This is a genomic window from Aeromonas sp. EERV15 (assembly GCF_900079845.1).
In the GTDB taxonomy this organism is placed as follows: domain Bacteria; phylum Pseudomonadota; class Gammaproteobacteria; order Enterobacterales; family Aeromonadaceae; genus Aeromonas; species Aeromonas sobria.
Window position 1 is genome coordinate 1 of record NZ_FKKY02000160.1, and the last position, 440, is coordinate 440.

General features: G+C 69.8%; 1 protein-coding gene. It reads right to left on the reverse strand.

All coding sequences use genetic code 11. From position 1 onward, the window contains the following. On the reverse strand, positions 1–440 hold a 440-nt coding region (locus BN4575_RS20865; protein ID WP_256029054.1), incomplete at both ends, for a hypothetical protein.

The following is a 440-nucleotide window of genomic DNA, read 5'->3' on the forward strand; positions in this document are numbered from 1 at the left end:
GGAGCGCCTCCCAGCGCGCCGTGTCCTCCGGCACCACGCCCCACGCGTCGAACTGGAGCTCGCCGCGCGCGGCGCGCGTCTCGTCGAACGCCGGATGGCGCCCCTTCTCGGCGGCGAGGTCCGCGGACGTCGAGAGCGCGTGGTAATCTACCTCCTCGGAGATCCGCCTCGAGAGCTCCCGCGCGGCCTCGGCGTCGAAGGGCAAGCGCATCTGGAAGAACACGTCCTGCAAGCCCATGAGCCCGAGCCCCACCGGCCGCCATCGGAGGTTCGAGCGCCTCGTCGAGGCGATGGGATAGTAGTTGAGGTCGATGACGCGGTCGAGCTGGCGGACCGCCGTCCGCACCGTGCGCGCGAGCTTGTCGAAATCGAACATCACCGTGCCGGCAGCGCTTTTCGCTGTGTGGCGCGCGAGGTTGATCGAGCCCAGGTTGCAGACG